The organism is Streptomyces sp. CRN 30 (genome assembly GCF_034105845.1).
On sequence record NZ_JAVRHI010000069.1, the window covers coordinates 1 to 3610 of the forward strand.

2 protein-coding genes are annotated in these 3610 nt (G+C 70.2%); both read left to right on the top strand.

What is annotated here, in order from left to right; genetic code table 11:
• Positions 1–297: 297 nt before the first annotated feature.
• Positions 298–2895 (top strand): ATP-dependent chaperone ClpB, encoded by a 2598-nt coding sequence (clpB, locus tag UW392_RS06715; RefSeq protein WP_320773946.1) that lies wholly within the window; start codon positions 298–300, stop codon positions 2893–2895.
• A gap of 185 nt (positions 2896–3080) precedes the next feature.
• Positions 3081–3608, top strand: a complete 528-nt coding sequence (locus UW392_RS06720) for a YbjN domain-containing protein (RefSeq protein WP_320773947.1) — start codon at positions 3081–3083, stop codon at positions 3606–3608.
• The last annotated feature ends 2 nt before the right edge of the window (positions 3609–3610 follow it).

Genomic DNA, 3610 nt, shown 5'->3' on the forward strand with positions numbered 1-3610 from the left:
GTCACCGTGACCTGAACACGGTGACGCCGCTGCAGGTTTGTCACCTGTTCTCCAGGTTTCCGCCGGTACCGGTCGTGCCCTGACTCCGTCCGGATCACGCCGGGTCCGGAGCTGCCCGTTCCGCTCCGCTCGGCTCCGTTCTCCTTGCCGCCGGCTTCTCGGGGTACCCGAAAAACGCGCGGCGCGTAGGCATGTCCCGCCCTTGAGTGGAATAGACTCAACTTTGTGTACGTTGCCCAAGGCAGTGTGGTGCAGGCACCAGCCGGACGAGGCTGACGCAAGGAGGAGAACGCAGACGTGGATGCCGAGCTGACCAACAGGAGCCGGGACGCGATCAAGACGGCCGGCAACCGGGCCGTGGCCGAGGGGCACGCGGACCTCACCCCCGCCCACCTGCTCCTGGCTCTGCTCCAGGGGCAGGAGAACGAGAACATCACCGATCTTCTGGCGGCCGTCGACGCCGACCAGGCCTCCGTGCGCGAGGGCGCCGAGCGCGTCCTCGCCGGCCTGCCCAGCGTGACCGGCTCCACCGTCGCGCCGCCCCAGCCCAATCGCGAGCTCCTCGCTGTGATCACCGAGGCGCAGGCCAAGGCGAAGGAGCTGGGCGACGAGTACCTCTCCACGGAGCACCTGCTGATCGGCATCGCCGCCAAGGGCGGCCAGGCCGGTGACGTACTGTCCGGTCAAGGGGCCACGGCCAAGCGGCTGCAGGAGGCCTTCGGCAAGGCGAGGGGAGGGCGCCGGGTGACCACACCCGACCCCGAGGGCCAGTACAAGGCCCTGGAGAAGTTCGGCACCGACTTCACGGCGGCGGCCCGTGAGGGCAAGCTCGACCCGGTCATCGGCCGGGACACCGAGATCCGCCGCGTGGTGCAGGTGCTGTCCCGCCGTACCAAGAACAACCCCGTGCTGATCGGTGAGCCCGGCGTCGGCAAGACCGCCGTCGTCGAAGGGCTCGCCCAGCGCATCGTGAAGGGCGACGTGCCCGAGTCGCTGAAGAACAAGCGGCTCGTCGCGCTCGACCTCGGCGCGATGGTCGCCGGCGCCAAGTACCGCGGTGAGTTCGAGGAACGGCTGAAGACCGTCCTGGCGGAGATCAAGGACTCCGACGGGCAGATCATCACCTTCATCGACGAGCTGCACACCGTCGTCGGCGCGGGCGCCGGCGGGGACTCCGCCATGGACGCGGGCAACATGCTCAAGCCCATGCTCGCCCGCGGTGAGCTGCGCATGGTCGGCGCGACGACCCTGGATGAGTACCGCGAGCGGATCGAGAAGGACCCGGCCCTGGAGCGCCGCTTCCAGCAGGTGCTGGTCGCCGAGCCCACCGTCGAGGACACCATCGCCATCCTGCGCGGGCTCAAGGGCCGGTACGAGGCGCACCACAAGGTGCAGATCGCGGACGGCGCGCTGGTCGCCGCCGCCACCCTCTCCGACCGCTACATCACCTCCCGCTTCCTCCCCGACAAGGCCATCGACCTCGTCGACGAGGCCGCCTCCCGGCTGCGGATGGAGATCGACTCCTCGCCCGTCGAGATCGACGAGCTCCAGCGCGCCGTCGACCGCCTCCGCATGGAGGAGCTGGCGATCGGCAAGGAGACCGACCAGGCGGCCCGGGAGCGGCTGGAGCGGCTGCGCCGCGACCTCGCCGACAAGGAGGAGGAGCTGCGCGGCCTCACCGCCCGCTGGGAGAAGGAGAAGCAGTCCCTCAACCGGGTCGGCGAGCTGAAGGAGAAGCTGGACGACCTGCGCGGCCAGGCCGAGCGCGCCCAGCGGGACGGTGACTTCGACACCGCGTCCAAGCTGCTGTACGGCGAGATCCCGGGCCTGGAGCGGGACCTGGAGGAGGCCTCCGCCGCCGAGGAGGAGGCCGCCAAGGACACCATGGTCAAGGAGGAGGTCGGCCCCGACGACATCGCGGACGTGGTCGGCTCCTGGACCGGCATCCCGGCCGGGCGCCTCCTGGAGGGCGAGACGCAGAAGCTGCTGCGGATGGAGGACGAGCTGGGCCGCCGGCTCATCGGCCAGACCGAGGCGGTACGGGCCGTCTCCGACGCCGTGCGCCGCACCCGGGCCGGCATCGCCGACCCCGACCGCCCCACCGGGTCCTTCCTCTTCCTCGGACCCACCGGTGTCGGCAAGACCGAGCTGGCCAAGGCGCTCGCGGACTTCCTCTTCGACGACGAGCGGGCCATGGTCCGCATCGACATGTCGGAGTACAGCGAGAAGCACAGCGTGGCCCGGCTGGTCGGCGCGCCCCCCGGGTACGTCGGCTACGAGGAGGGCGGCCAGCTCACCGAGGCGGTGCGCCGCAGGCCGTACAGCGTGGTCCTGCTGGACGAGGTGGAGAAGGCCCACCCGGAGGTCTTCGACATCCTGCTGCAGGTACTGGACGACGGGCGCCTCACGGACGGCCAGGGCCGCACGGTCGACTTCCGCAACACCATCCTGGTCCTCACCTCGAACCTGGGCAGCCAGTACCTGGTCGACCCGCTGAGCAGCGAGGTCGAGAAGAAGGAGCAGGTGCTGGAGGTGGTCCGCGCCTCGTTCAAGCCGGAGTTCCTCAACCGGCTCGACGACCTGGTGGTCTTCTCCGCCCTGACCAAGGACGAGCTGAGCCGGATCGCCCGGCTCCAGATCGGCTCCCTGGCCCGGCGGCTCGCCGAGCGCCGGCTCACCCTGGAGATCTCCGACGAGGCGCTGACCTGGCTCGCCGACGAGGGCATGGATCCGGCCTACGGCGCGCGCCCGCTGCGCCGTCTGGTGCAGACCGCGATCGGCGACCGACTCGCCCGGGAGATCCTCTCCGGCGAGATCAAGGACGGCGACACGGTCCGCGTGGACCGCTTCGGCGACGACCTGATCGTGGGACCGGCGAGCGGCAAGACGCTGTAGCGGCGCGGTGGCGCGTACGGCCCGTCACCCAGGAGGGCGGCGGGCCGTGCACGTCGCGTCGTGAAGGGCCACGGGTCGCGGCCGACCGGATCGAGCCGACCGTCCGGTGACAGGCCCGCCGGGGCTTGCCACCCCCCGCCCCGGATGAGGGAGGATGGCGGAATCCGTACGAAGGGAAGAACACGGTGAGCATCGACCCGTCCTCGATTCCGAATTTCGGGGGCCAGCAGCCACAGCCGCAGCCGCAAGGACCGGCGGGCCCCGTGGTCCCGGACCAGGACCTCGTGAAGCAGCTCCTCGACCAGATGGAGCTGAAGTACGTCGTCGACGAAGAGGGTGACCTCGCGGCGCCGTGGGAGCAGTTCCGCACGTACTTCATGTTCCGCGGCGAGGGCGATCAGCAGGTCTTCTCGGTGCGGACGTTCTACGACCGGCCGCACGCGATCGACGTGAAGCCCACGCTGCTCGAGTCGATCGACGACTGGAACCGCCGCACCCTGTGGCCCAAGGTCTACAGCCACACCCACGACGACGGCACCGTCCGCCTCATCGGCGAGGCGCAGATGCTGATCGGCACCGGCGTCAGCCTGGAGCACTTCGTGTCGTCGACGGTGAGCTGGGTACGGGCCGCCATCGAGTTCGACCGGTGGCTCGTCGAGCAGCTCGGCCTCGCGGAGGACGTCGACGAGGCGGAGAAGCCCGACGACGAGTAGGC